This is a genomic window from Breznakiella homolactica, from assembly GCF_016616095.2.
In the GTDB taxonomy this organism is placed as follows: Bacteria; Spirochaetota; Spirochaetia; order Treponematales; family Breznakiellaceae; genus Breznakiella; species Breznakiella homolactica.
In genome coordinates this window covers 4,029,916-4,056,346 of record NZ_CP067089.2, presented here as the reverse complement: position 1 = coordinate 4,056,346, position 26,431 = coordinate 4,029,916, and the positions used below count along the sequence as shown (strand labels likewise).

Genomic DNA, 26,431 nt, shown 5'->3' with positions numbered 1-26,431 from the left:
AGAATACAGTGATAAAGCGGAATCCATGCATTGCGAATATAAAGGCGGGGTATCTCTTCCCGGAGGTGGCCAAGCGGCGACGGGAATTCGCGGAGACCCATCCGGACGCCAAAATCATCAGCCTCGGTATCGGCAACACCACCGAGCCCATAACGCCCCATATCGACGCCGGCCTGACGGAAGCGGCCCGGAAGCTGAGCACCCCCGAAGGGTATTCGGGCTACGGGGATGAACAGGGTCTTACGGCCCTGCGGGAACGGATCGCGGCGGTTTTCTACAACGGCAAGGTCGCCGCCGATGAAGTATTTATTTCCGACGGCGCCAAGTGCGATATCGGCCGGCTCCAGCTTCTCTTCGGCGCCGGGACCGAGGTTGCGGTACAGGATCCGTCCTATCCCGTGTACGTGGATGGTTCGGTGCTCATCGGCGCCGCCGGCTCCTGGACCGGAACGGGCTACCAGGGCATCACCTATCTTCCCTGCACCGCGGAAAACGGCTACTTTCCGGATCTATCGGCGCTCCCGAAAAAGGGGCTCATCTATTTCTGTTCACCCAACAATCCCACCGGCGCGGTAGCTACCCGGGAGCAGCTTGAGAGACTGGTGGAAGCGGCCTACAAAAACAGTTCCGTTATTATTTTCGACGCGGCCTACGCGGAGTACATCCGGGACCCGGCGCTTCCCAAGAGTATTTATGAAATTGAAGGGGCGAAAAAATGTGCCATTGAGGTGAACTCCTTCTCAAAGCCCATCGGCTTTACCGGGGTCCGCCTGGGCTGGTCGGTGGTTCCCAAAGAACTGGTCTATTCCTCCGGGGAGAGCGTCAACGCCGACTGGAACCGGATCTGTACCACGGTGTTCAACGGCGCCGGCAACATTGCCCAGGCCGGCGGGCTGGCGGCCCTGGAACCGGAGGGGCTTAAAGAAATGAAGGAACTGACCGATTTCTACCTGGGTAACGCCAAGCTGATCCGTTCAGCCCTGCGGGAGCTCGGAATCAACTGCGTCGGCGGTGACAATTCACCCTACATCTGGGCCCAGTTCCCGGGCAGGGACAGCTGGGAAGTTTTCGGGGAAATCCTTGAAAAATGCCATGTGGTCACCACTCCGGGTTCGGGATTCGGACCGGCGGGAGAGTCCTTTATCCGGTTCTCCGCCTTCGGCCACCGGAGCGATGTGGAAGAAGCCTGCCGGCGCCTGGCAAAACTGAAATGAACGATACCGTCCGTATCATCATAACCGGGGGAACCTTCGACAAACACTACGATGAACTCAAGGGCATGCTGACCTTCAAGGACAGCCACCTCCCGGATATTATCCGGCAGTCCAGGATCACCGTTCCGGTGGAGCTGGAAATAAACCAGCTCATCGACAGCCTCGACATGGGCGATGAAAACCGGGAGACCATCGTAACGGCCTGCGAGCGGGCCCCTGAATCCCGGATACTCATCACCCACGGAACCGACCGCATGGCGGAGACAGCCCGGGCCCTGGGACAGCTCGGCCTGGATAAGACCATTGTCCTGACCGGTGCCATGGTTCCCTACTCGGTGGCGGGGAGCGACGCTCTTTTCAACCTGGGTTCGGCATTTACCGCGGTGCAGCTCCTTGCTCCCGGAGTTTTTATCGTCATGAACGGCAAGGTATTCCCCTGGGATAGGGTGAAGAAAAACTACGAACAGGGTGTTTTTGAGTCCGCGGACAACTGACCGGAAATAAAATTCTATTGAAGTATTTTGCCTCCCCGGGCCGTATGTCCGGGGAGGCTTTTTTATGTTGATTTTTTTGACATTTATTAATTATTGCACTTTAGTCCGAAGGCCGACATTCCCTGTACAGGCGGCTCGTACGGGAGTTCAGTATCGTTTTCGCAGCGCCGCGGAAAAAAATTCTTTTCATCCCCAATTTCTGCAAGAAAATTATACTGAATATTGGTATAATACTATTACATTCATTTAATTTATCTGCCAATAAAATCTGCGCTTTTCTTTCAAAAAACGCAGCCAGGGGGAAGCAGTGAAACGGAGAATCGCGGTTTTAGGATTAATTTTGGTAACAGCCATCCAGCACAGCTTTGCCCAAACAAATACCATGAGGGATTACGTTGGCATCATAAACCAGGTGTACCATCCGGAAGTTATCAGTTTTATGGAAGAAATCCAGGCGGACTTTGAAAAGTCCGGCAACAGCGATGCCGTAAAAAGCATCAGCTATTTTCTTGAGGGACTTTCGGGAACCGGCTTTGTATACGTTGCTCCGGATGGTTCAAACTATATACTTACAAATTACCATGTCATCGCACAGGCCATCAGCCTGAAAGTAACCTTTGAAAAAACAGACGGGACAAAAACCAGCTATGACAATTTGGCGATTGTATCAATTGATGAAGATATTGATCTGGCGCTGCTCAAATTTCCCGCGGGAGTGCAGCCCTTTGCCGGCGGGTTAACCTTCAACACGACAATGCTTGAAGACGGTACCGATGTTTTTTCGGCGGGTTTTCCGGGAATGGGAAATAACGCGTTATGGCAGTTCGGAAAGGGAATTGTGTCAAATTCCTCGGTGCGGCTCCCGGTAAGCGAAGACAGCACTGAAACCCGTGGCCCCTATATTCAGCATACGGCCCAGGTAGACCCGGGAAACTCCGGCGGTCCGCTCCTTATTGCCCAGCCGGGCGCTCCCGGCAGCTATGCGGTGGCGGGAATAAATACCCTTAAGGTACTCTCCCGTCAGGCCGCTAATTACGCCATACCATCGCAGACGGTGCTGGATTTTATCGGGAAAAGCCTTGCCGCCTCCCGGGAGAACGAACAGGAACTGCTGGAAGCCCGGGTTCAGGCTTTTATGGATGGACTTACGGTTCCGAAAGCCGTCTATGACCATATTGCGAAATTCCTTTCCACGGACTGTGTGGCCCTCAACGCAAAGTTTGCCATCTCCGAATTGGACGACAGAGGTTCAAAAACCGTGTGGAATTCCATAGCCCGGGCATTCAGCTGGAATCCGGTGGACGGCATGCGGTATGCGGTGGGCTGGCTCGTCGAAGACTCCATCCGGTCGAAATCAGGTGCAATAAAAATAAGTCTGGATACTATTGAGAAAATCAATGATACCGAATACTCCGTCAGTTTTGACGTCAGCGGAAATACCGTAACGTCGGCATGGGTAAAGGAATTCGGAATCTGGAGGATCAACACCTTCGGAGGATTCGCCAGCGGCGATAAAACCCTCGTCGAAGAAAAGGAGCGCCTCCGGACCAGAGAGGATAAACTCAAGACCGATTACTTTTTAATGCTGTCCGCGGGGTATACCCAGGTATTCGGAACCGGACCGGCGCTGAACGCGAATATCAGCTACCGGGGGAATTCTACAATCTGGGGTGTAACCGTCCAATACCGCGGCTCGGATTATATGCAGACTGAATTCGGGTTTGGTGCTTACATGCCGATCCGGCTGAACGGCTTCGCGGTCATGCCGCTGATAAAGGCTTCCGTTGGCTTTATGAAAACAGAAGAACGGGATGATTCTTTTGATATGAACTTCGGTATTTCCGCCCAGGGAGGTGTTATGTTTACCACGGCGGCGATTCCCGGATTATTCCTCAGCGCGGCGTACCAGTATAACTTCTATCTTAGCACAGACTATCCCAGCCATCTTCTCCTTATAAGCCTGGGATACGGATTCTCAAGAAAGTAACATCCGCCGCGCCTTGGTTCGGCTATTAATAATATAGTACATACTTTTGAAGCATAGGGCTTTTCCGGGGCATATTGCTCCGGGGAGTTATTAATGGGAAAGAGTGAACCCGGGGACACAGCGGAGCTGAGTGATCCCCTCCGCGGAGCCGCGGCGGATTTATTCGGAATGAAATACCTCTTTCCCTATCAGCGGCTGGTGATAACCAATATTCTGGGGGCCGCCGCGGCATCGGGCATACCCGTAAACTGGCCGGAGAATCGGAATAACCAGATTAGCCCCGGCGGGCAGGAGAACTCACGGGAAGATAGTGACGAGGGCGGCGACCGGCAGAACCTGGGCCGGCAGATCGTAATCCTCCCCACAGGGGCGGGCAAATCCCTGTGTTTCCAGCTTCCCGCCATGCTGCTCGGTGGACCGACCCTGGTGATCTATCCCATCCTGTCCCTCATGGCCGACCAGCAGCGCCGCCTGGAGGAGCGGGGGTTCAGCCCGGTCACACTCCGGGGTGGTCAGAGCGCGGAAGAACGGGATCAAATCCGGGAGAAGGTTGTTTCCGGAAAAAGCCGTTTTATTATCGCCAATCCCGAGGTTCTTCTGGTGCCGAAGGTACTCGCCATGCTGGAATCATGGGGCATTGTCCACATCGTCATCGACGAAGCCCATTGTGTCAGCGAATGGGGGGAAAGCTTCCGGCCCAGTTATCTGGAAATCGGAAAAATAATCGACGCGGCAAAAACCAATCTCATAACGGCATTTACCGCAACCGCTTCCGACCCGGTGCTGGAAAAAATAAATTCCTATATTTTCGGAGGAAACGGGGCGCACCGGATTATCGGCAATCCCAACCGTATCAATATTCACTACGCGGCCCGCGGAGCGGTACTCCGGGACATGGCAGTTCGGGACAGTATTCTTGCACACCCCCGCCCGGCAATCGTGTTCTGTTCTTCCCGCCCCGGAACGGAACGTCTGGCCCGGTACCTCCGGGAACAGCTACGGGACAGGGAAATCAGATTCTATCATGCGGGCCTGGACCGGGAAGAAAAGGCCGCCGTTGAACAGTGGTTTTTCGCCAACAAAAACGCGATTCTGGTCAGTACCTGCGCTTACGGGATGGGTGTGGACAAACCCGATATACGGACCGTAATCCACCGGGACTGCCCGCCGACGGTAGAAGCCTACCTTCAGGAATCCGGAAGAGCCGGGCGGGACGGACTCCCGTCAGAGGCAATCCTTATCTGGGGACCCGATGACCGGGCCGCCGCGGAGCGTATTGGCAAGGAAGCGGACCGCCGCCGTTTTGAAGCGCTCCTGACCTATGCCCGCAATATTGGCGCATGCAGGAGGGAGCAGCTCCTTTCACTGCTCAATTACACCGGCGCCGGGGAATCACCGGAAGACAGCTGCTGCGATGTCTGCGGCAAAACCGCGTCTCCGGAACTCCGGGAAATAAAAAGCATCCTCGGGTTTTTCCGCAGGAACCGGAGATGGTATACCGTAAAGGAAGCGGCGGAAGTGCTCGCGGGAATGGATACCGTACAATGGGAAAAAGAGGAAATCCGTACGGCGTTGGGATACTGTTTACGGTCAGGCCTCTTAAAACAGGGGAAGGGCCCTTTCTGGAAAGGGAAAATAAGTCCCGCGGAACGGGTTAATCCTTCAGGGCACCTGCAGTATTAACAGTACAGCAAAGAAGCATGGTGTCCGATGGGAAACGCCGGGTGTCGTATAAAAAGAAATACCGCGGGGCGGAATATCTTTTTATACGGCAGGCCCCGCGGATTCGTTATTTCCATGCTGCAAGGCTGAGGTATTATGCAGTTACACTGCTTATTCATCATCGAGGCCGAGATCATCATCCTCAACGCTGATTTCCGCCGCCGGAGCCGGTTTTGGTTTTGCTTTTTTCGCCTTCCTGGGAGCGGAAAATCCCCCGGCGCGGGGGCGCCGGTACAGCCTGGCCACATACAATACCAGGGCAAAGTAAAAAATGAGGACCACCGTAACGCCGATAACCTGCCAGGATTTGAGTAATTCCAGAATTAAATCGAGCAGTTCCTTGGAAAACACCATTAACCCCTTGCGGTATTCCCGGATTTCCTATTCCCGGAAGAATGTATACTCATATTTTCGGCATTTGCGGGACAGAACAAAAGACACCGGTTACTGCCGGGGACGGTCAGCGAGAAAAAGCAGATCCTCAAGCCGACGCACCACACCGTCGGGCATGGTATTCCGGATCAGGCGGTTACCCTCCCGGAGCCGGAGAGAACGGGGATCCCCCGCGAAAAGAACGGTTTTAAACCCCGCCGAAGCGGCTCCGTATATATCATTAAGCATGTCGTTTCCTATATATAGGACCGAACCGGGGTCCTGTCCCCGGGACCGGAGCACATCCAATGCTTTGTTAAACAGGGACGGCGCGGGTTTTGCCTCCCCTTCCCGGTAGGAATAAACCAGAAGGTCAGGGTCGAAACCCATGGCTTCGGGGAGGGAGCCGAAAAAAGCCTCAAACAGCAGGGGCGTATAAAACTGGGCATTCGAGATAATTCCCAGGGTAATTCCCGCGGCGGAAAGATCCCGGAGACAGTCCCGGGCGCCGGCCATGGGGTATACCGGATTGACCGCCAGCTCGTACCTGAGGGCAAGCTCCCGGTACCCGATGGTATCGGCCTTCCGGGGAAACGCCTTCCACAATTCATCCACCCGTACTTCCGGATAGGGGGTTTCTGAAAAAAGCCGTTCATGGGCTTGGAGAACCGCGTTCCGGAAGTACGCCTTGAGTTCCTCACCGGTGCAGTCCTCGGTATACCTGAGGGCAAGATCGTCGAGGCTGCCCCTGACATACCCGCTGCTCACGCCGATATCTCCGGCGGATGAGGAAAACAACGTTCCGTAAACATCAAACAGAACCGTGCTGATCCCCCGGAGGGATTGCTCCTTCCCCGGAATCAGACGGGCTTCAAATTCCGCGGGCAGCGGCGGTTGAGGAAGAGTTTCAAGAGGTTCGGACGAATCCCGTATTATAGAAACGTACCGCTGCCGTTCCGCCTCATTCATGCCCCACTCCTACCAGGGACAGCTTGAGGGGATCCAGGTACAGTTCAAGGAGCATGGTTTTAGAAAGTCTCTGGACCACGTTGTTTTCCATAACCTGCCGGTATGTGTTCTTAAGAATCCCGGATATCCGTTCTTCACCGTAGGAATCCATGATGGCCTCCCGGTTGTCCGCTATGAGATCCGGGTTTTCGGTCCATTCCGGGAGCTGCTGCAGGAAAGGATTTACGTCCGCAATATCCCGGAGCGCGGAGCTGTTCGCCGCCAGGGTCCGGATGATGCCGGTCTGGAGCTCCTCATCGAGGCGGCCGAAATCGAAAGAATTATGGGAAACAATATCATCCGCCATCATATTGATAACATACGAAGGCGGTTCCAGCCTGAAGGCTTCATAAGTCGCGGACAAAGCCCGTTCCATCTTTTTGCGGAGCACCGGCGGAGACAGGTATACCATAGGAATTTCAATTGAAGAATACAGGGAATCGAACCTGACCCCGGCTTCCTCAAAATCGCTGCAGACGTAATCGATCCGCCGGCCCATCACCGCCCGTCCGGCGGTCCACGGTTCCAGGAAGGAAAACCCGAAACCTTCCTTTACCGATGTGGTAATGACACTGACCGCGCTTCCCATGAGATGGGAAAAATCATGCTCCATCCCGACTTCAAATTCCACGGGAAGGTGCAGGGATTCCGCCAGATCCTTCCAATGCCGGTAAACAGTCTCGTCCTTGCGGGTTGTCGGCGGGAGTGTAACCGCCACGGTCCGGCCCCGGGGAATGAAAAAGGACAGCAGCAGGGCTTCCCCGATATTCTTCCGGCGGATGGCCCGCACGGGATAGAGATACCGCGTCCGCTCGGCGGTTTCCACGGCTTTAACGGGGACAACCTCATTGGGTAAAAGATGGAGCCCCGCGGAATCGAGCCCTGCACGGCGGAGAAACGAAAAATCCCGGCTGTTTATCACCCCGTAATGGCAGTTTTCCGGATAGTCACCCCGGGATATATACACATCCGGCCGGAAATCCTCCGCCAGATCGTGGTTCTGCAGCAGCAGCCGGATCCCCTGATCGTTCAGTATATGGAGCGCGGGAAGCAGCGCCGAATTCTTCTGTATAAGAGGATTATGAATATGGACTACGTCCGCCGGTTTTCCCCAGCGGGCCTTCATGGCATCAACCATTCTGCCGGCGATCCGTGCGGCGGTCTCTTCCGGATTAGCCGCTCCGTCACCGCGGTTCCGGTCGTACTGGAGTTCCTCCACCTGGGCCTGGGGATACGGAAAGGTGTCGTTATTGATTTCTCCGGTAATGACCAGTACATCATCACCGGATTCTGTCAGAACCTTGGCCTGATGCCGTATCACCGATGTAACCCCGCCCCGGCGCAGGTGGTAGTGAACTAACGCGATACGCACCGGAGGCCCTCTCTTTCATTCATAACTGCCAAATCCCTTTACTGTTTATACTATCCCAGAACAAACAGCGCCACAATCAAAAAAGCTCCAAATTTACAGTATAGCGGTTTGCGGTTTTGTACAACGCCCCTGGTAAGATTTTCGGTGTATACGGCGCGCCAATGGAGGAATTTGGGTTTTTATTGGTAATCTTGCATTTCACCGCTTGATAGACCACCCTATATAGAGTATCATCACGAAAAACTCCGCTACAGGTATTGTAGTACTGTAATTCAGAAAAAAGGAAACAGGCATGAAAATCGAACGTCTATTTACCAAAGCCGGCGAAGGTCCGTACCGGGATATACAATGGGAAAAGCGGAAAAGTGAAATCAGAAACCCCGACGGGAAGGCGATTTTTTCCGAAGATACCGTTATCGTTCCTTCGTTCTGGAGCCAGATAGCCGCCGATATTATTGCCCAGAAATATTTCCGCAAGGCCGGGGTTCCCAAAGACAAAATCTATGAGTGGAAAAAGTGGGCCCCCAAAGACGGGACTAAGAAAAAGGCCGCAGATCCCGGAGAAAAGCTGCCGGCCGACGGTGCCGAACACGATGCCCGGCAGGTCTTCCACCGGCTTGCCTTTACCTGGATGGACTGGGGCAGGCAGAATGGATACTTTGATTCCGAGGACGATGCCCAGGCGTTTTACGACGAGACCTGTTTTATGCTGGCCCACCAGATGGCGGCCCCCAACAGCCCCCAGTGGTTCAATACCGGACTGTACGCTGTATACGGAATAGACGGTCCCGCCCAGGGACATTATTACTTTGACCCCGCGGACAAGACCCTCAAAAAATCGGATTCCGCCTACAAGCGGCCCCAGCCCCACGCCTGTTTCATTCTTTCTATTGAAGATGACCTGGTCAATGAGGGCGGTATTATGGACCTCATTACCCGGGAAGCCCGGCTTTTTAAATACGGCTCCGGAACGGGATCAAACTTCTCGAAAATCCGGGCGGTAAACGAAAAACTCTCCGGCGGAGGGGTTTCTTCGGGGCTTCTTTCGTTCCTTAAAATCGGAGACCGGTCGGCCTCGGCTATTAAGTCCGGCGGTACCACCCGGCGGGCCGCCAAAATGGTTACCCTCGACGCGGACCATCCGGATGTGGAAAAATATATCGACTGGAAAGCCGGGGAAGAACACAAGGTCGCTTCCATGGTAACCGGATCGGAAATTGTCCGGAAACACCTGGACAGCATAAAAAAAGCGGTGGCGGCATTCAGGGGACCCGATACGGACAGCTTCAACGCCCTGAAAAATCATGAACTGGCCAAGGCCCTCCGGGGTGCCCTGGGAGACCAGATTCCCGCCACGTATCTGTACCAGCTGCTCCGCAGGCTGGAACAGGGGGATGAAACCGTAAATCCCGCGGTCTTCTCCACCGCCTGGGACGACGAGGCTTACAATACCGTATCAGGCCAGTCTTCAAACAACAGCCTCCGGGTCAGCGATGAATTCATGCAGTCGGTTCTGGATGATAAAGACTGGAACCTTACCGGCAGGATACAGCGCGAAACCATGAAGACCGTCAGAGCCCGGCAGCTCTGGGACCAGATAGCCCGGGCCGCCTGGCAGTGCGCCGATCCGGGACTCCAGTACCATACCACGGTCAACGACTGGCATACCTGTCCCGCGGGCGGGGAAATCCGGGCATCGAATCCCTGTTCTGAGTACATGTTCCTGGATGATACCGCGTGCAATCTGGCCTCCATCAACCTGGCGACCCTGTATGACCGGGAAAAAAGGGAGTTCAACATTACCGGCTACCTGCACGCGGTACGGATCTGGACGACTATCCTTGAAATTTCCGTGGTCATGGCCCAGTTTCCTGCCCCGAAAATCGCGGAACTGTCCTATGAATACCGAACCCTGGGGCTGGGATACGCGAACCTGGGAACTTTGCTCATGGTCATGGGGTTTGCCTATGATTCCGAGCCGGGCCGGGCCGTGGCCGGGGCCCTGTCCGCCCTGCTTACCGGCGAAGCCTACGCCCAGTCGGCCCGCATGGCCGGCAGCCTGGGTCCCTTCGAGCGGTACGGGGAAAACAAGGAAGCCATGCTCCGGATCATCAGAAACCACCGGCGGGCGGTGTACAACGCTCCGGCATCGGAGTATGAAAAAATACATACCGTACCCCGGGGCATTGATCAGGCGTTCTGCCCCCAGGAACTGCTGGGGGCGGCAAAATCCGTCTGGGATGAGGCCCTTAAACTCGGAAAGCTCCATGGATTCAGGAACGCCCAGGTAAGCGCCATCGCCCCTACGGGGACCATCGGCCTGCTCATGGACTGCGATACCACCGGCGTGGAGCCAGATTTCGCCCTGGTCAAATTCAAAAAACTCGCCGGCGGCGGATACTTCAAGATAATCAACCAGTCGGTCCCCCCCGCTCTGGAAGCCCTGGGCTACAGCCCCGAGGAAATAGACGGTATCATCACCTACGCCACGGGGCGGAAAACCCTGAAGGGCGCGCCCGGGATTTCTCTGGAAATCCTGGAGTCAAAGGGTTTCACCAAGGAAACCCTGGCGGCAGTGGAAAACGCGGTGGAAAGCGCCCTCAGCCTGGAGGGGGTCTTCAGCCCATGGATAATAGGAAAGGAATTTGTGGAAGAAGTACTCCGGGTGCCGGAAGCGACCTGGTCGCTCCCGGGGTTCAGCCTGCTCAGGCACCTGGGCTTTACCGATGAGGAAATCCAGGAAGCGGAGCTCTACGCCTGCGGGACCATGGGCATCGAAGGGGCGCCGCATCTAAAAAAGGAACACCTCGGGGTTTTCGATACGGCGACGCCTTCGGGGAAAAACGGCCGGCGGTCCATTGCCTGGACCGCCCATATCGGTATGATGGCGGCGGTCCAGCCTTTTATTTCTGGAGCCATTTCCAAAACCATCAATATGCCCAACAGCGCAACCTATGAGGATGTCAAAGGCGCGTACATGATGGCCTGGAAAAGCGCCCTCAAGGCGGTGGCCCTGTACCGGGACGGATCAAAACTTTCCCAGCCACTGTCGTCCTTTGCCCCCGGGACCGATCCCCTGGCGGATACCATTATCCAGGTTCAGCGGGACATGAACGCCGGCACGCCGGACCCGGCGGCGCAGCTGTCAAAAAAATCCGATATCCGCGGTGTCCGCAAACCGCTCCCCAACCGGCGGGCCGGATACACCCAGAAGGCAAAAATCGGGGGCCATTCGATCTTTATCCGGACCGGTGAGTACGACGACGGAAAACTGGGGGAAATATTCCTGGATATGCACAAGGAAGGCGCCGCCTTCCGGAGCCTCCTCAACAGCTTCGCCATTGCCGTGTCCCTGGGGCTCCAGTACGGAGTTCCCCTGGAAGAGTATGTGGATGCCTTTACCTTCAGCCGTTTCGAACCCAACGGCCTTGTCCAGGGCCACGATTACGTCAAAATGGCGACCAGCGTTATCGACTATATTTTCCGGGATCTGGCAATCAGCTACCTAAAACGGACCGACCTGGGGCAGATAAAACCCGAGGACCTCCTGGCGACGGGGACGAAATCCAGCACCGGCAAACATGAACGGGGCAGCGCGAAATTGAGCGCGGGGTTCAAACCCCAGGACAACGAGACACCCGATACCCCGGCGCAGGAAAAGCCTGCGGATCCGGGGAAACCGGCGGAGGCCCTGGTGGATGCCGTTAAGGCGGAAGCCCGGAAAAACGAGATGGAGCAGGCCGCTAAAATAGCCCAGGCACGCATCAAGGGATACGAAGGCGATCCCTGTCCGGCCTGCGGTTCCTTTACCCTGGTCAGGAATGGAACCTGCATGAAGTGCGACACCTGCGGCGGAACCACCGGCTGCAGCTGATACGAAGGATCGGCTTATTTACGCCCCTTACCTGGGCGCTTGCTTTTATTGTTTCAGTGCTGGGGACCGCGGCCCTGACAGCCGCGGCGCGTAAAACGAACCGCAAAAAAATGGCTGAATACCGGCAGATCGCCCTTACGGGGATTGTATTCATCGCCGGTACATTTTTTACGGTGCAGATCACCAAACTGTTCTGGGGCCGGGGCCGGTTTTACGATCTTGACCCGGTGGCTTCGGAGTTTACCCGATGGTTCACTCCCCGGGGAATCACCGGCAATTATTCCTTTCCTTCGGCCCACTCAAGCGGAGCCGCCGCGATGCTGTTCCTGACTTTACTGTCCCGCCATCCCAAATATAAAGGAAAGGAATTCATATTTTTCTGTATAAGCGTTATTTATACCGGGATAGTGGCCTTCAGCCGGATAGTTAACGGCGCGCATTTTGCCAGCGATGTACTGTTCGGTTTTCTCATTGCCCTTGCCTGGCTGGAACTGAGCAAAAAAATAATGAAAATCAAATCTCAAGATCTCCTTATCAGTTAAAATACAGAAGAATTAAAATTCAATCTCCGAATCTTTGATTAATCACCGTTCTTTTGCTACAGTTTATACTATGGAATGGTTCTCAAATCTTAACGTAGTGCTCCAGGCGCTTCTGGCGACCCTTTTTACCTACGGCGTTACGGCCCTGGGAGCGGGGACGGTTTTCTTCTTCAAAACCATAAACCGCAAGATCCTGGACGGAATGCTCGGATTTGCCGGCGGGGTTATGATCGCCGCCAGCTTCTGGTCCCTTCTGGAGCCGTCCATTGCCATGGCCAAATCCATGGGGATGATTCCCTGGGTTCCCGCGGTGGTCGGATTTCTTACGGGTGGATTTTTCCTGCGGCTGGTGGACAAGATCCTGCCGCATCTTCACATTGAATACAACATTAAAGATGCCGAAGGCCCCAAAACGGGATGGCAGCGGTCGGTGCTTCTGGTTCTGGCCATAACCATCCATAATATACCCGAAGGACTTGCGGTGGGCGTCGGTTTCGGCGCGGTGGCCGCGGGGATCCCCGGAGCGGGAATGGCCGGCGCCATGGCATTGGCCCTGGGTATCGGGCTCCAGAATTTCCCGGAAGGGGCGGCGGTTTCCATCCCCCTGCGGCGGGACGGCATGAGCCGGGGCAAGGCTTTCTGGTACGGCCAGCTCTCGGGTCTTGTGGAACCCGTTGCCGGCGTCCTCGGCGCGGCCCTGGTCTTCTATATACAGCCCATACTGCCCTACGCCCTGTCCTTTGCCGCGGGGGCCATGATCTTCGTGGTTGCCGAAGAAGTCATCCCCGAATCCCAGCGGGAAGGGAATGAGCACATTTCCACCCTGGGGCTCATGCTTGGTTTCGCCCTGATGATGGCTCTGGACGTTGGCCTGGGATAATCGGTATCATTTGTACGCCCCCGAGGGGGACACTATCACAGAGGAGCAACCCGATGAAACTCATTTTTCTCGGTCCCCCGGGCGCGGGCAAGGGGACACTGGCGGCAAAGGCGGTAGAGATTCTCAAGGTCCCCCATATTTCCACCGGAGCGATATTCCGCGCCGCTATCGCGGCCCAAAGCCCCCTGGGAATACAGGTAAAAGCCATTATTGACGCGGGAAAACTGGTGGATGACGCGACCACGATTGAACTGGTAAAGGAACGGCTCGGCAAGGATGATACCCGGCAGGGCTATATCCTGGACGGATTTCCCCGGACCATTCCCCAGGCCGAAGCCCTGGCGGGTTTTTCTTCGGTTGATAAAGTAGTGAATTTTGAAATCCCCGATTCCATGGTTATCCAGCGGCTGTCGGGCCGCCGGGTCTGCCGGAAGTGCGGTACCAATTACCATATCCTCTTTAATAAACCTTCCCATGACGGCATCTGTGATGTCTGCGGCGGCGAAGTCTATACCCGGGATGATGACCGCGAAGAGGCCGTTCAGAAACGCCTCGAAGTCTACCGGGCCCAGACGGCTCCCCTCATAGAGTATTACCGGGACAAGGGCCTGCTCGTTGATGTGGACGCCCGCCCGTCGGTGGATGAGGTGGTGGAAAACTTCAGGAAGGCCCTGAATTTAGGCTGATATACCGTTCCTCCGGATGGTCCCGGAAGTAGCCCGCAAGCACCGCGGCTATTCCGGATATGTCCGGTTCCCGTCCAATCAGTGTTTTGACGTAGTGGGCCCAGGTCAGGTTGTCGCAGAAATACGCGAAAAACCGCCGGGCCCTGCTTAAATGGAATTCCCGGGGCTGGTACCGGACCAGCAGATCCAGGAACCGGGCGGCGGTTTCCGCAAGATCTATTGAGTCACCAAGGAAGTTTTGTTTCCGGGATTCTCCGCCTTCCAGCATCCTGGCCCGGGCGAATATCCAGGGAAAACGGACCGCCCCGCGGCCGGCCATAACCGCGGCCCAGGGCCCCCCGGCTTTTTCAGCAAGATCCGCGGCGTCGGCGATATCCCCGTTCCCGGCCACCGGGACGGAAAGATCGTTCCCGAGGCGCGCCACATACTCCCAGCGGGCCCGCCGCCGGAACTTTTCCTTAACTGTCCGGGGATGCAGGGTAATACGTTCAACCCCCGCGGATTCCAGGGCCCGGCAAAACCCCAGAAGATACTCGTAATCGTCCGACGGACCGATCCGGAGCTTCACGCTGAGGCGCCGGTCCGTCGCCTTCCGCACTCCTTCAATCATCCGGGCCGCGGCATCGGCGGAATTCATCCAGGCAGCGCCGGCCCCGGTCCGCGTGATGGCGGGAGCCGCGCAGCCCATATTGATGTCAATTCCGGCGCATTCCTTACCGCTGAGGGCCGCCGCGGCGGCGGCAAGCTGTTCCGGATTTGCCCCGACAAGCTGGTAAACCGTCTTTCCGGGGTCGGGAAGGCCGTCAATGTAGTAAGATTCAAATTCACCCCCCGACAGCAGTGCCGGAGCGCTGATCATTTCAGTATAATACTCATCACAGCCTCCGAAGGAATGAATCAGTTCCCGTAAAGGCCGGTGGCTCAATTCAGCCATTGGAGCTAGCAAGAACGGCATACCCATGCTAGTATTTTATTGGGCGGGAAGATAAAAAGAAAGATACCATCAAATGAATAGTACTTTATAAAAGTCAGGTTTTTGAATAAAATATGTAGAAAATAAGCAGACCTTGACTTGCAAGGAATCATGCCATAGATTATAAAGGATAAGAGGAGCGTACCGCATGATAGCAAAGAGTGATATGCCCAGTATTAATGAAAAAGACCCTGACGGCATAAAGCCTGAAGGCGGTTCATACCGGGTACTCATTGTAGACGATTCCATGTTTATTGCGAAACAGCTTGGGCAGATTTTTACATCCGAAGGTTTTGAGGTCGCAGCTACTGCTTCAGACGGAGCTCAGGGTGTCGAAAAATACAAGGAATTGTACCCCAATATCGACCTGGTAACCATGGATATAACCATGCCTGTCATGGATGGTGTCACTGCCCTGGAAAAAATACTGGAATTCGATAAAGAAGCTACCGTTATTATGGTAAGTGCCCTGGGTAAAGAGGATGTGGTAAAAAAATCCCTGCTGTTAGGGGCAAAAAGTTATATCGTTAAGCCCCTGGACCGTAAAAAGGTACTGGAACGGGTTGTTTCCGTCCTGAAACGCTAGGCCGTTATGAGTAAAAAAGTCCCGTAATCACCGGGACTTTTTATTTTTATCCGCAAAAGCATACCAGTTTTTCCTATCCTGTTTGACCTGGTACATAGCATTGTCCGCATTTCTGCAGAGGCTGTTAAAATCCTCTCCATGGAGGGGATACAGCGCAATACCGATAGAAATCCCAAGCCGTACCGTATCTTTTCCGACCCGTATCGGCCGCTGCATCCCGTTAATCAGTTTTTCCGCGATGTTTTGGGCCGTTTCCGGGGTATCCACATTCTGAAGAACCGCAATAAATTCATCCCCCCCTACCCGGGCAATGATATCCGAGGAACGGATGCTTTTCTTCAGCCGCCGGGCGACTTCCACCAGGACCGCGTCCCCGGAATCGTGCCCGAGGCTGTCATTAATAGGCTTAAAATTGTCGAGATCCATGTACAGTACCGCGAACTGACGGCTGTACCGCTTAGCGTTTTCGATTACCGATTCTGAAAGCTCGTCCAGGAGGGTCCGGTTCGCCAGTCCGGTCAGCCCATCATGGTTGGCGAGAATTTTCATGGTACCGTTGAGTTCTTCCAGGGACTGCTTTTCGTTCCGCAGTTCCGTATTGAGGCGGATGAGTTCTGAGCGGGTACGGTTATTATGGATCGCCACCGCAAGAAAAACCCCCAGCACCCGGATAAACCGGATATCGTCGTCGCTGTAGGCACCGGGGACTTTGCTCAGCAGTCCCATGGCGCCTATGGTCCGGCTGTCCGCCTGGAGAGGAACCAGGGCAATGGAAAGCGCCCGTTTAATCGAAAAAAGCAGCGGTTCCTCCACGTATTTTTTATACTGCCTGGGGATATCATCCAGCCTGAGGGTTTTATTGTTTCGGATAACCCAGGCGGCAAAACTGTTCGTATCATCCATAGAAATAGTGGAAGTCTGTTTGAATTTTCCGTTTTTAAGAATGCTGATGAATTCAATGGTCCCGTCTTCTTCATGGGCAATGGCCAGGACGAATTCGTGGGCGTCTATTAGTTCAAGAAGCCGCTTATGGGCGATCATGGCCGCCGATTCAATATCCATGGAAACGGCAATTACCTTGCCGATTTCAATCACCGCTCCCATCCGCCGGGTCGCCTGTTCCAGTTTTTCGTGCTCGCTCCGCAGCTCCACATTCCGGAGATGGAAAATTTCAGCCTCCTTCCGGGCCTGCTCCACCTCGAAGGTTTTATACACATCATGGATGCTTTGGGCTATCCGGTCGGCGCAGGATGCGTCGTTGAGGCAGTTGCTTTTTTTGAGGTCCTCCAGGGCTTTGTTGAAAATTCCCAGGGATTCATGGATCCGGGAACGGTGGGAGTAGCATTCCTGCAGTTTTGAATACAGCCCGCATTTTTCACAGTTCCTGACGGTTCTATTGAGCAGTTCCATGGCGCGGCGGTTCTGTCCCTGGCTGGTATGTACCCGGGCAAGGGCCATCTGAATATCCATCTGGTACAGAATCTGTCCGCACCGGCGTGCCATCTCATCGGCCTGCCGGAGCAGACTTTTGGCCTCCGTGTACAGCCCCTGGAGCCGGTTTATCTCCGCCATTTGTTTGAGAACCTTAATCTCAATTCCGAAGGTGCCGGATTCCCTGGCGAGATGCTGGGCCAATTCCAGGTATCCCAGGGCAGTATTCAGTTCCCCCCTGAGGATATACGCCTCGCCGATATTGCTGTACGTAACCGATTCAATCTCCGGCGTGGAGATACTCACCGCCCGCTGTTTATCCGGGGATTCGATCAGTTTTATGGCCTGCTGGTAGTATTCCAGCCCCTCCAGGGTATTGCCGGAACCGCACATAAGCTCGCCGATGGTATTAAGGGCCGCGGCTTCCCGGTCTTTGAGCCCTGACAGCCGGGCCAGCTCAATGGATTTTTTCGAATTATCCAGGGCTTTATTGAAGCGGCCCCGTTCCTTTTCTATAACCCCGAGGATCATAAACGCCGATGCCTGGGCATCGTTGTTGTTATGGGGGGAGAAATAATTAAGCGCTTCGTGGATACCCTGTTCCGCGTCGTCAAGGCTCGAAAGAAAGTAGTTGCTCCATCCGTAATTCAGGTTTGCGTATGCGGTTCCTTTGGTATAATGGATATTGTCCGACAGCTCCAGGGCCTTTCTGGCAATCTCAAGGGATTTTGCAGGTTCCGAGGGAGCGTATTCCCAGGATTGGATGTTATATTCATCAATTTTTGAAATAATCGACTTACTATTTACGAAATTCTTTTTTAATAAAACCTGCATTATTGAAAACCTTGAGACAATTGTACTATTATTTCGGCTTCTTTCAACTTTGAGTGTATTTTGTTATAGTATAAGTATTACAAAAGTCAGCTTTTGCTGGTGGAACAAAAAAAAGAGTAAAGGAAACCACATGAAAGCATACGCTATCTCCGATTCGGTTTACTGTCTCCACGCGGATGTCAGAACCAACGATCGTTTTGAAGGAATCTGGCCCATCCCCGATGGGGTGTCCCTCAATTCATACCTTATCCGGGGCGAAAAAATCGCGCTGGTGGATCTTATCCGTGACTGGACGGACGCGCCCCGGCAGCTGGAAGAGGAACTTGCCTCCATCGGCGTAAAGTTCAGCGACGTGGATTATCTTATTTTAAACCATCTGGAACCGGACCATACGGGCTGGCTCCGGGAATTCCGGGAACTGAGTCCCAAGGCGGAGATCATCGCCACTGCCAAGGGGATAAAACTTATTGAGCCCTTTTATAAAATCACCCAGGGACTCCGGGAGGTCAAGGACGGCGAAACCCTGGATCTCGGCAAAGGCATGGTGCTTCAATTCTTTGAAACCCCCAATGTCCACTGGCCGGAAACCATGATGACCTGGGAAGCAAAATCGGGAACCCTATTCTCCTGCGACGCCTTCGGGTCCTTCGGCGCCCTGGGGGACAAGGTCTTCGACGACCAGTTCAGCGCGGAAGAACACGCTTTTTTTGAAAAAGAAACCCTCCGGTATTACGCGAATATTGTGTCATCTTTTTCCATGTTTGTTGAAAAGGCGGTTCAGAAACTGGCGGGGCTGGAAATCAAATGTATTGCCCCGAGCCACGGCATGGTATGGCGGACCAATCCCAAAAAAATCATTGATCTCTATGTGACCTACGCCGGGTACGCGAAAGGCCCCGGAGAAAAGGAAATCGCCGTGATCTGGGGTTCCATGTACGGCAACACCAAAGCCGGGGTTGACGCGGTCATTAAGGGAATAGAAGCCGAAGGGGTCCCCTGCTCCATCCGCCGGGTGCCGGACGATGATGTTTCCTACGTGCTGGCGGACGCGTACAAAAGCGCCGGCCTGGTTCTGGCCATGCCGACCTACGAATACGCCATGTTCCCGCCCATGGCGTACGCCATCGATATACTGCGGCGTAAACACGTATTCGGCAAGCAGGTTCTGCGTATAGGGTCCTGGGGCTGGGTCGGCGGAGCGAAAAAAGAATACGAAGCCGCCATCGAGCCGTTAAAATGGAACAGCCTCGAATCCCTGGAATGGGCGGGTCATCCCGGGGACGACAGTTTGGCGGCGTTGACGGAAAAAGGGCGGGAACTGGCGAGGATCGTTAAAGCCCTGTAAGCCGGGGCGGCGTTTTGATATTTCACGCCTTTTTACTATATTATTAGTAGAGGATCCGGCTTACCGGCCGGATCCGGGAGCTGGTATGACCCCTATTTGTTTTCATAACGGAACCGTTTTAACCGGTGTCGCCGCCATGGAGCACAGCGCGGTGCTTATCGAAGGCGGTGTGGTGGCGGATGTTTTCTCAAAACGCCGGTTTGAACAGAAACGGTTCAGCGCGGATGTTCAGATAATCGACGTCAACGAAGCGTTTATCGCCCCGGGTTTCGTGGATACCCATATCCACGGATTCGGGGGATTCGGGACCGATGATTCCTCCACCGATTCGGTGGTGGAAATGTCCCGGCTTCTGGCGCAGTACGGGGTAACCGCCTTTAATCCGACACTGTACCCGTCGGAACCCAAGGCCATGCTCGAAGCGGTAACCAAGGTGTCAGCGGCCATAGGCAAAGAGTCGGGGGCGCGGATCATGGGCCTCCACCTGGAAGGACCGTTCCTGTCCCCGGAACGCCTGGGCGTGCAGCGTCCCGAGACCCTCAGCCCCGTGGATATTTCATTTATGGAACAGCTGTGGGAAGCCTCCGGCGGCCATATCGTCAACATGACCGTCGCGCCGGAGCTGAAAAACATGCGGGATCTGGCGCTTTTCTGCATAAAAAAAGGAATCGTGCTCCAGGCGGGACATACCAACGCCAATTACGAAAATATGGTCGAAGGTATGCAGGTGGGGATCCTCCATTCCACCCATCTTTTCAACGCCATGAGCAAACTGGACCACCGGAACCCCAATGCCGTGGGGGCCATCCTTATCCATTCGGAAATGTCATGCGAAATAATTGCCGACGGGCACCACGTGCATCCCGATCTTATTAAACTTCTGAAACGGGATAAGCCCATTGATAAGATCGTTCTGGTAACCGACGGCCTAAAAACCACGGCCCAGGCCAAGGGACCGTTTATCGCAAACGGCGAGGAAGTGATTTTCCATGACGGAGTATTCCACCGTAAAATAGACGATGTCATTGCCGGCTCGGGGCTGACCATGATACAGGGAGTCCGGAACCTGGTTTCCTTCGGGTTCAGCCTGGAGGAAGCGGTAAAAACCGCCAGCACTAACCCCTCCGAAGTTATGCGCTTCGGCCGGAAGGGAACCATTATACCGGGCCAGGACGCGGATGTGGTGGTCTTTAACAAGGACTTCGAGGTACTGGCCACGGTGGTCGGCGGCATGCTTAAAAAGAACAGTATATAATAAAAGAATTATTCGGCTTCCCTATCCGGTCCGGTGGGACCGGTTTATGTATTGCTTATTTCCGGAGGAAACATGCGTCTGCTCATCCATGAAAATTACGACAAAGCCTGCCGCTGGACAGCGGATCATATCGCGAAACGGATTGTCAAATTCAATCCCGGACCGGACCGGCCTTTTGTGCTGGGCCTCCCCACAGGATCGAGTCCCCTGGGAATTTATTCGGAACTCATAAAAATGAATAAAGCCGGGAAACTTTCATTTGCCCATGTGGTTACCTTCAACATGGATGAATACGTCGGCATCCCGGACGACCATCCCCAGAGCTACCACCGCTTCATGTGGGACAATTTTTTTAACCATATCGATATCAAGCGGGAAAACGTACATATCCTCAACGGAATGGCGCCGGATCCCGAAAAGGAATGCGCCGAATACGAAAAGACCATCGCGTCATTCGGCGGGATAGAACTGTTCCTCGGCGGTATGGGACCCGACGGCCATATCGCTTTCAACGAGCCGGGATCGTCCCTGACATCCAGAACCAGGCTTAAGGCCCTTACCCTGGACACGAAGATCGCCAATTCCCGCTTCTTTGACGGGGACATCAATAAGGTTCCCACCACGGCCCTTACCGTGGGCGTGGGGACCGTCATGGACGCCAGGGAAGTGGTTATTATCGCCAGCGGACACGGCAAAGCCCGGGCGCTGAGGGAATCCGTTGAGGGCGGGATCAACCACATGTGGACCCTTTCATGCCTCCAGCTTCACCCTAAAGCCGTCATTGTATGCGACGATGCCGCCACGGATGAGCTCAAGGTCGGCACGGTCCGGTACTTCAAGGATATTGAGAAGGACAACCTCTAGGGCGGCGGTTTACTGCTCCGGCGCTGCCGGGGCGGAGCGCCGCAGTTCATAGGAAGAAACATTGACCCCCACGGAGGCGCAGGCCACCATCCGGATCTTAACCCGTTCACCGATGGAGCGGCAGATTGAATAATGGATGGGGGTGTTGTTCTGCTCAAATACGGTTTCGTGGGTCAGAAGCAGGGGATATCCTTTTTTAAGCGCCAGATAGGATGCCACATCCCTGGAGGCGTGTTCTATGCCGATTATCTTTTCCGATTTAAAGGGGATAACCCCGCCCTTTTCCTTTAACAGCGTATAGGTCGACTGGGTATTGAGATCTTCTTCGTAGAGGAAGCGGAACTTGAGCGGGTAGTAGGCATCTTCGAGAACAACGGGATCCCCGTCCGCGAGGAACAGGCGCTTGATATGGATGATCTCATCCGCCGGACCGAGGTTGAGCTTTTCCCGGACGGTATCGTCGAACTCCTTGAGTATTTCCCTGTGGAGGAGTTTGCGCCCCGGGGTGTAGCCCATCCTGCGGAGGGTCTGGGTATAACCGTTGAGCTCATCCAGGGTAGAGGACACAATCACATTGGAAACAAAGGTTCCCTTCCCCTGTTTTTTTACGAGCAGTCCTTCATTCTCAAGTTCCGTCATAGCCTTTCGGATGGTGATCCTGCTGACCCCGAAAAACTCCATGAGTTCAGGTTCTCCGGGGATACGCTCATTCGGTTTGTACTCACGGTTCCTGATGGCTTCCTTGATCCTTTCGGTAATCTGCCGGTAAAGGGGAACCATATCATTCATCAGTAAATCATTCTTCATTTTTATTTCCTGCCCGCGCATCTTCCATACCCAACTATATCGATTAATGAAAAAATATTAAACGCCTCCTAAAATATACCGGAACGCGCCCCGCCGGTGTTTGGATATTTTTACTATTTGCAGTAAATTTTTTCTTGCTTTTTCAAAAATAACGTTATAGCATGTAGCATAACGTTATATGACGTTTTATGCAAGAATAATAGAATAGGAGGATGGAATAATGATCGGGGAAATGATCACCAAGATCGTAGAAAAGAAAAATGGAATCGGGGGCATACAGAGTGTAGCCTTTGTCGCGTGCGGCGGATCTTTTTCAACACTGTATCCCGCCAAGTATTTCCTCGACAGTGAATCAAAGAAACTGCGGGCGGGACATTACACGGCAAATGAATTCGTCCACGCCACGCCGTCATATATCGGAAAAAACTCCGTGGTAGTCACCATCTCCCACAAGGGGAACACCCCCGAAACCGTGGAAGCCGCGAAGAAAGCCCAGGAACTGGGGGCCGCTTCCATAGCTCTGACCTTTGAGCAGGATTCTCCCCTGAGCAAATACGGCGATTTTGTGCTGCCCTATGAATGGGGGCCCGACGCCGACCAGAAGAACTCCAATGTGGTGACCGTCATGCGGATCGCCGCGGAGATACTGCACCAGGTTGAAGGTTACGCCCATTACGATGAATTCTGTCAGGCCTGCGGCAAGCTGAATGCCGTAACCGGCAAAGCCAAAGCCGCCACCGCGGAAAACGCTAAAGCCTTTGCCCGGGATTACAAGGACGAAAAAATAATTTACACCATGGGAAGCGGCACCGGCATGTCCGCGGCCTATTCCTACGCGATCTGCATACTTATGGAAATGCAGTGGATCAATTCCTCGGCCATCCATTCCGGTGAATATTTCCACGGGCCCTTTGAAATCACCGAACCGGATGTTCCCTTTATCCTGCTCAAATCCTCGGGACGGACCCGGCCGCTGGATCTTAGGGCACTGAAATTCCTTGAGAAATACGGAAAAAAATTCATCACCCTTGACGCCCAGGAGCTGGGCCTGCCGGAAATCGGAAAAAACGTATGCGAGTTTTTTGACCATATTTTCCTGACGGTTATTCTCCGGCAGTACGCCGAAGAACTGGCAAGTATCCGCAACCACCCTCTTTCGGAACGGCGGTATATGTGGAAGGTCGAGTATTAGGAGCACGTTATGATTGATTTTCATACCCATATCATTTTTGTTGACGGAATTAAGAACAAGGAAAAATGGGATAAAATAGGAAAGTATTTTATTTATCCCAACTCAAAGTATCCCTACGGTTCCAAACCCATCGATGAAATCCAGGTCCGCATGAACTGCGGTCAGATCGACCAGCTCGTCATACTTCCCGTAGACTGCGAACGGACCAAAGGCGAAGCGCTGCTCACCAACCAGGAAGTTAAGACCCTCCTGGGCATGAATAACAACTTTATCGGCTTTGCCAGCGTGGACCCGAAAAAGGAAAGTGCTCTCAAAGATATGGAGGACGCCAAAGCCATGGGGCTGGTGGGTCTCAAGCTCGACCCGGGCCTCCAGGGATTCAGCCTGGATGAAACCCTGGACCATCCCATGTGGCGCCTGGTGGAACAATACAGGTGGCCGGTGGTGCTCCATGTGGGCTATTCCTTTACCCCGGATATGAGCATGTACGCCTCAACACCCAAGGATGTAGAAGCCCTGGCTATAAAATATCCGAAGATCAACTTCGTCATGGCCCATATGGCTTTTCCCTGGGTTATGGAAGCGGCCCTGCTGGCCATCAAGTTTCCCAACATCTATATGGATACTTCCATGGCCTACTTCGACAACCCCAACGCCTACGCGGCGTTCATCCATGAGAAGATCATTTCCCCGTCGATTCTCGAAAAGAGCATCCGGGAAAAAATCATCTTCGGGTCCAATTACCCCCGGGTCCGGATGGAAAGCATGAAAGCCGCTATTGAAAAATGGCCTGTCTCCGACAAGGCGAAACGGTACCTCTTTAACGACAATGCCCAGCGGCTGCTTAACGGCGCATACGGAGGATAACAATGCATATAGAGTTGTATGAATTCAAGATAATTACCCAGGGAAGGACCCAGCTCATCAACCTCATGGACCAGCTTAATGAATGTGTTGAGAAGTCCGGAATAAAAGACGGCTTTGTGCACATCATGTCCAAGCATACCACAGTGAGTGTCGTAATGAACGAAGGCTTCCCCTGTGTTGAGGAGGATATCCTGCGGCACATGGAAAAACTCGCCCCGGACAACGGCGACTACATCCATAACCACTATCTGCCCTCCGACGGCTGTATAGCCTACAACGCGCCCGCCCATATGAAGAGTATTCTCATGGGGTATTTTGCGTACGCTCCGATACAGGACGGAAAACTCAAACTGGGTTCGCGGATGGAATTTTATCTGGCGGAACTCGACGGGCCCAAAACCCGCGGTTATGTGATTCAGGTCTGCGGGAATAAATAACCCGGCGGCCTTGATCAGGGACTTTTCGGAACGGTAGCCGGAGGTCCGCAATAAATTTTAACCTGGAGCCATGCCGTTTTTGAACTTGAGAGCGGTACAAACAGCGCGTATGGCACCGAGGCGTTCCGGAATATCAGAAGGTATTCCGGACGGCAAAATATAAGGAGGAGAAGATGAAAAAACTTCTAAACCTGATGGTAATCGTAGGGGCCGGATGTGTTCTTCTGTTTACCGCATGCAGCGGCGGCGGCGGAACGTCATCGTCCGGTTCTTCCAATCAGGCAGCCTGGACTATTTCCCAGAATGCAAACCTGGTAAAACCCGAAGTCTACGGCAATCCCAACGCGGAGAACACCATCACGTTCTGGACGTACCGGGTTCTCAGCCCCAGCTCCAATTATCCCCGGACCGCCGCGCGGATAACCGAACGGATTGAAAGCTGGGCGAGGAAAAATCCCGATACCAAGGTTCAGGTCGACATTGAAATTCCCGCAGAGAAAACCAATGAGTTTATGGTTAAAATCTATGAATCCATGAAGGCGGGAAACGCTCCTTCTATCGCCCATGTGGACTCATTCTTCCTGCCGAAACTCCTGGACAAGGAAGCCGGTTTTAAACAGACCCCCCAGGCTTTTGATCCCTACCTGACCAAAGGCGAACTGGATAACTACTTTGAGTCCTACCGGGAATTCTGCACCGATGAAAACGGCAGCATGATTGCACATTTTGTTTACACCGATGTGCGGGTTCTCTGGTACCGGAAAGACCTGATGGATGCTCCGCCCAAGACCTGGGACGAACTGATCAGCATCACCAAGCGTCTCCAGTCCCAGGGGCGGGCTACCGAAGGTATCCTCACCCAGGGGGGACGCCACGAAAATACTTTCTTCTATTTTGTGAACATGTTCTGGGCGGCCGGCGGCGAGCTGGTGGATGCCTCGGGCAAGCCGGTCTTCGCGGAAGGCAGAAACAAGCAGATTATGCTGGACAGCCTTAAACTGTACAAACGTCTGGTGGATGAAGGCATTATGCCCAGCAAAGTGGCCAGCATCGCCGGAAGCGGTGACCTGAACGCGGCGGTCAATATGAGCATGCCCCCGTTTATTCTCACCGGCGGATGGATTGACCGGACGCTTCCGCTGGTCATTGGTGATGAAAAATTCGAGAACTACGCCATAGCTCCTATCCCCACACTCCAGGCAGGACAGCGGCCCGTATCGGGCGCCGGCGGATGGTCCATGGTGGTCCTGGAACAGGATCCCAAGCTCCGGGCGAAGGCTATCGACTTCCTGTGGCACGTATACGGCGGAGTCGAAGGTATGCTGGCGGCTTCCGAAGACGGAATCCCCACCTTCAAGAATGTAGCCGAGAACTGGGTATCCACCGAAACCAGCCGGACCAAACAGGAATCCTTCGAGATGCTCCAGTACGCCAGGCTCCGACCGGCGGCGGCTTCGTACTCCGATATTTCCCTGGCCATGCAGGTAGCAATCGGCGAAGTGATCCTGGGGACCAAAACCCCGGAACAGGCTCTCGATGATGCCTGGAATGAGGTAATGTCGGTTTATAATCTGTAGTATTTTTCCGCAGGCCGGCGCGCTTTTCCATGCGCCGGTCTATTTGTAACGAGCCCTGTATTCTGACTGAATTACAGGGCTGCTCTTTGAACCCACACTTCATCTTGTTGGA

The 26,431-nt window shown here is 54.0% G+C and carries 22 protein-coding genes; 16 read left to right on the top strand and 6 right to left on the bottom strand.

Features of this window, described 5'->3' with window-relative positions:
- The first annotated feature begins 8 nt into the window (after positions 1–8).
- The 4 genes from JFL75_RS18230 to JFL75_RS18215 all read left to right on the top strand — a co-directional run bounded on the left by JFL75_RS18230 (position 9) and on the right by JFL75_RS18215 (position 5,378).
- The gene (locus JFL75_RS18230; protein ID WP_215628101.1) at positions 9–1,214 is read left to right on the top strand and encodes an LL-diaminopimelate aminotransferase; all 1,206 of its coding nucleotides are present in this window, start codon (positions 9–11) and stop codon (positions 1,212–1,214) included.
- Entirely contained in the window at positions 1,211–1,708 is a 498-nt protein-coding gene (locus JFL75_RS18225; protein WP_215628100.1) for an asparaginase domain-containing protein, read from the top strand. Before JFL75_RS18230 ends, JFL75_RS18225 begins: the two co-directional genes overlap by 4 nt.
- A gap of 307 nt (positions 1,709–2,015) precedes the next feature.
- On the top strand, positions 2,016–3,695 hold the full coding sequence (locus JFL75_RS18220) for a S1C family serine protease (protein WP_215628099.1): 1,680 nt from the start codon (positions 2,016–2,018) through the stop codon (positions 3,693–3,695).
- A gap of 93 nt (positions 3,696–3,788) precedes the next feature.
- Complete coding sequence (locus JFL75_RS18215; RefSeq protein ID WP_215628098.1) at positions 3,789–5,378, top strand: RecQ family ATP-dependent DNA helicase; 1,590 nt, start codon at positions 3,789–3,791, stop codon at positions 5,376–5,378.
- Between the two features lie 150 nt (positions 5,379–5,528).
- On the opposite strand, the gene JFL75_RS18210 is transcribed toward JFL75_RS18215, so the two are convergent.
- The 3 genes from JFL75_RS18210 to JFL75_RS18200 form a co-directional block, all read right to left on the bottom strand.
- A complete protein-coding gene (locus tag JFL75_RS18210) occupies positions 5,529–5,771 on the bottom strand; it encodes a hypothetical protein (protein ID WP_215628097.1) in 243 nt (80 codons plus the stop codon).
- A 90-nt stretch (positions 5,772–5,861) separates the two neighbouring features.
- Complete coding sequence (locus JFL75_RS18205) at positions 5,862–6,758, bottom strand: HAD family hydrolase (RefSeq protein ID WP_215628096.1); 897 nt, start codon at positions 6,756–6,758, stop codon at positions 5,862–5,864.
- Positions 6,751–8,169, bottom strand: a complete 1,419-nt coding sequence (locus JFL75_RS18200) for a glycosyltransferase family protein (RefSeq protein WP_215628095.1) — start codon at positions 8,167–8,169, stop codon at positions 6,751–6,753. Before JFL75_RS18200 ends, JFL75_RS18205 begins: the two co-directional genes overlap by 8 nt.
- Positions 8,170–8,461: 292 nt before the next feature.
- Between JFL75_RS18200 and JFL75_RS18195 the strand changes: the two genes are divergently transcribed.
- From JFL75_RS18195 to JFL75_RS18180, 4 genes are all read left to right on the top strand, one after another.
- A complete protein-coding gene (locus JFL75_RS18195) occupies positions 8,462–12,043 on the top strand; it encodes a vitamin B12-dependent ribonucleotide reductase (protein WP_215628094.1) in 3,582 nt (1,193 codons plus the stop codon).
- Positions 12,007–12,585, top strand: coding sequence for a phosphatase PAP2 family protein (locus JFL75_RS18190; protein WP_215628093.1), 579 nt, complete (start codon positions 12,007–12,009; stop codon positions 12,583–12,585). The genes JFL75_RS18195 and JFL75_RS18190 overlap by 37 nt, the downstream gene beginning before the upstream one ends.
- A 70-nt stretch (positions 12,586–12,655) precedes the next feature.
- Positions 12,656–13,465 carry a ZIP family metal transporter gene (locus JFL75_RS18185; protein WP_215628092.1) on the top strand — a complete coding sequence of 270 codons (810 nt, stop codon included), beginning with the start codon at positions 12,656–12,658 and terminating at the stop codon, positions 13,463–13,465.
- Between the two features lie 53 nt (positions 13,466–13,518).
- Positions 13,519–14,151, top strand: a complete 633-nt coding sequence (locus tag JFL75_RS18180; protein ID WP_215628091.1) for an adenylate kinase — start codon at positions 13,519–13,521, stop codon at positions 14,149–14,151.
- Here JFL75_RS18180 and JFL75_RS18175 read toward each other — a convergent pair.
- Entirely contained in the window at positions 14,126–15,085 is a 960-nt protein-coding gene (locus tag JFL75_RS18175) for a tRNA dihydrouridine synthase (RefSeq protein ID WP_223292698.1), read from the bottom strand. The two genes, JFL75_RS18180 and JFL75_RS18175, sit on opposite strands and share 26 nt — an antisense overlap.
- Before the next feature lie 187 nt (positions 15,086–15,272).
- Here JFL75_RS18175 and JFL75_RS18170 point away from each other — a divergent pair, with 187 nt between their 5' ends.
- On the top strand, positions 15,273–15,710 hold the full coding sequence (locus JFL75_RS18170) for a response regulator (protein ID WP_215628089.1): 438 nt from the start codon (positions 15,273–15,275) through the stop codon (positions 15,708–15,710).
- Positions 15,711–15,737: 27 nt separating this feature from the next.
- Here the strand turns inward: JFL75_RS18170 and JFL75_RS18165 are convergent, their stop codons facing one another.
- Positions 15,738–17,975 carry a diguanylate cyclase domain-containing protein gene (locus JFL75_RS18165; protein ID WP_215628088.1) on the bottom strand — a complete coding sequence of 746 codons (2,238 nt, stop codon included), beginning with the start codon at positions 17,973–17,975 and terminating at the stop codon, positions 15,738–15,740.
- Positions 17,976–18,105: 130 nt separating this feature from the next.
- Here JFL75_RS18165 and JFL75_RS18160 point away from each other — a divergent pair, with 130 nt between their 5' ends.
- The 3 genes from JFL75_RS18160 to nagB all read left to right on the top strand — a co-directional run bounded on the left by JFL75_RS18160 (position 18,106) and on the right by nagB (position 21,439).
- Positions 18,106–19,320 (top strand): FprA family A-type flavoprotein, encoded by a 1,215-nt coding sequence (locus JFL75_RS18160; RefSeq protein ID WP_215628087.1) that lies wholly within the window; start codon positions 18,106–18,108, stop codon positions 19,318–19,320.
- An 85-nt stretch (positions 19,321–19,405) separates the two neighbouring features.
- Positions 19,406–20,575, top strand: coding sequence for an N-acetylglucosamine-6-phosphate deacetylase (gene nagA, locus JFL75_RS18155; protein WP_215628086.1), 1,170 nt, complete (start codon positions 19,406–19,408; stop codon positions 20,573–20,575).
- 72 nt (positions 20,576–20,647) lie between these two features.
- Positions 20,648–21,439 carry a glucosamine-6-phosphate deaminase gene (gene nagB / locus JFL75_RS18150; protein ID WP_215628085.1) on the top strand — a complete coding sequence of 264 codons (792 nt, stop codon included), beginning with the start codon at positions 20,648–20,650 and terminating at the stop codon, positions 21,437–21,439.
- Between the two features lie 9 nt (positions 21,440–21,448).
- Here the strand turns inward: nagB and JFL75_RS18145 are convergent, their stop codons facing one another.
- Positions 21,449–22,246 carry a GntR family transcriptional regulator gene (locus JFL75_RS18145; protein ID WP_215628084.1) on the bottom strand — a complete coding sequence of 266 codons (798 nt, stop codon included), beginning with the start codon at positions 22,244–22,246 and terminating at the stop codon, positions 21,449–21,451.
- A gap of 220 nt (positions 22,247–22,466) precedes the next feature.
- Between JFL75_RS18145 and JFL75_RS18140 the strand changes: the two genes are divergently transcribed.
- The 4 genes from JFL75_RS18140 to JFL75_RS18125 all read left to right on the top strand — a co-directional run bounded on the left by JFL75_RS18140 (position 22,467) and on the right by JFL75_RS18125 (position 26,319).
- The gene (locus JFL75_RS18140) at positions 22,467–23,438 is read left to right on the top strand and encodes an SIS domain-containing protein (protein WP_215628083.1); all 972 of its coding nucleotides are present in this window, start codon (positions 22,467–22,469) and stop codon (positions 23,436–23,438) included.
- Positions 23,439–23,447: 9 nt separating this feature from the next.
- Positions 23,448–24,305 carry an amidohydrolase family protein gene (locus JFL75_RS18135; RefSeq protein ID WP_215628082.1) on the top strand — a complete coding sequence of 286 codons (858 nt, stop codon included), beginning with the start codon at positions 23,448–23,450 and terminating at the stop codon, positions 24,303–24,305.
- A gap of 2 nt (positions 24,306–24,307) precedes the next feature.
- The gene (locus tag JFL75_RS18130; protein ID WP_215628081.1) at positions 24,308–24,742 is read left to right on the top strand and encodes a secondary thiamine-phosphate synthase enzyme YjbQ; all 435 of its coding nucleotides are present in this window, start codon (positions 24,308–24,310) and stop codon (positions 24,740–24,742) included.
- A 173-nt stretch (positions 24,743–24,915) separates the two neighbouring features.
- Positions 24,916–26,319, top strand: coding sequence for an extracellular solute-binding protein (locus JFL75_RS18125; RefSeq protein ID WP_215628080.1), 1,404 nt, complete (start codon positions 24,916–24,918; stop codon positions 26,317–26,319).
- The last annotated feature ends 112 nt before the right edge of the window (positions 26,320–26,431 follow it).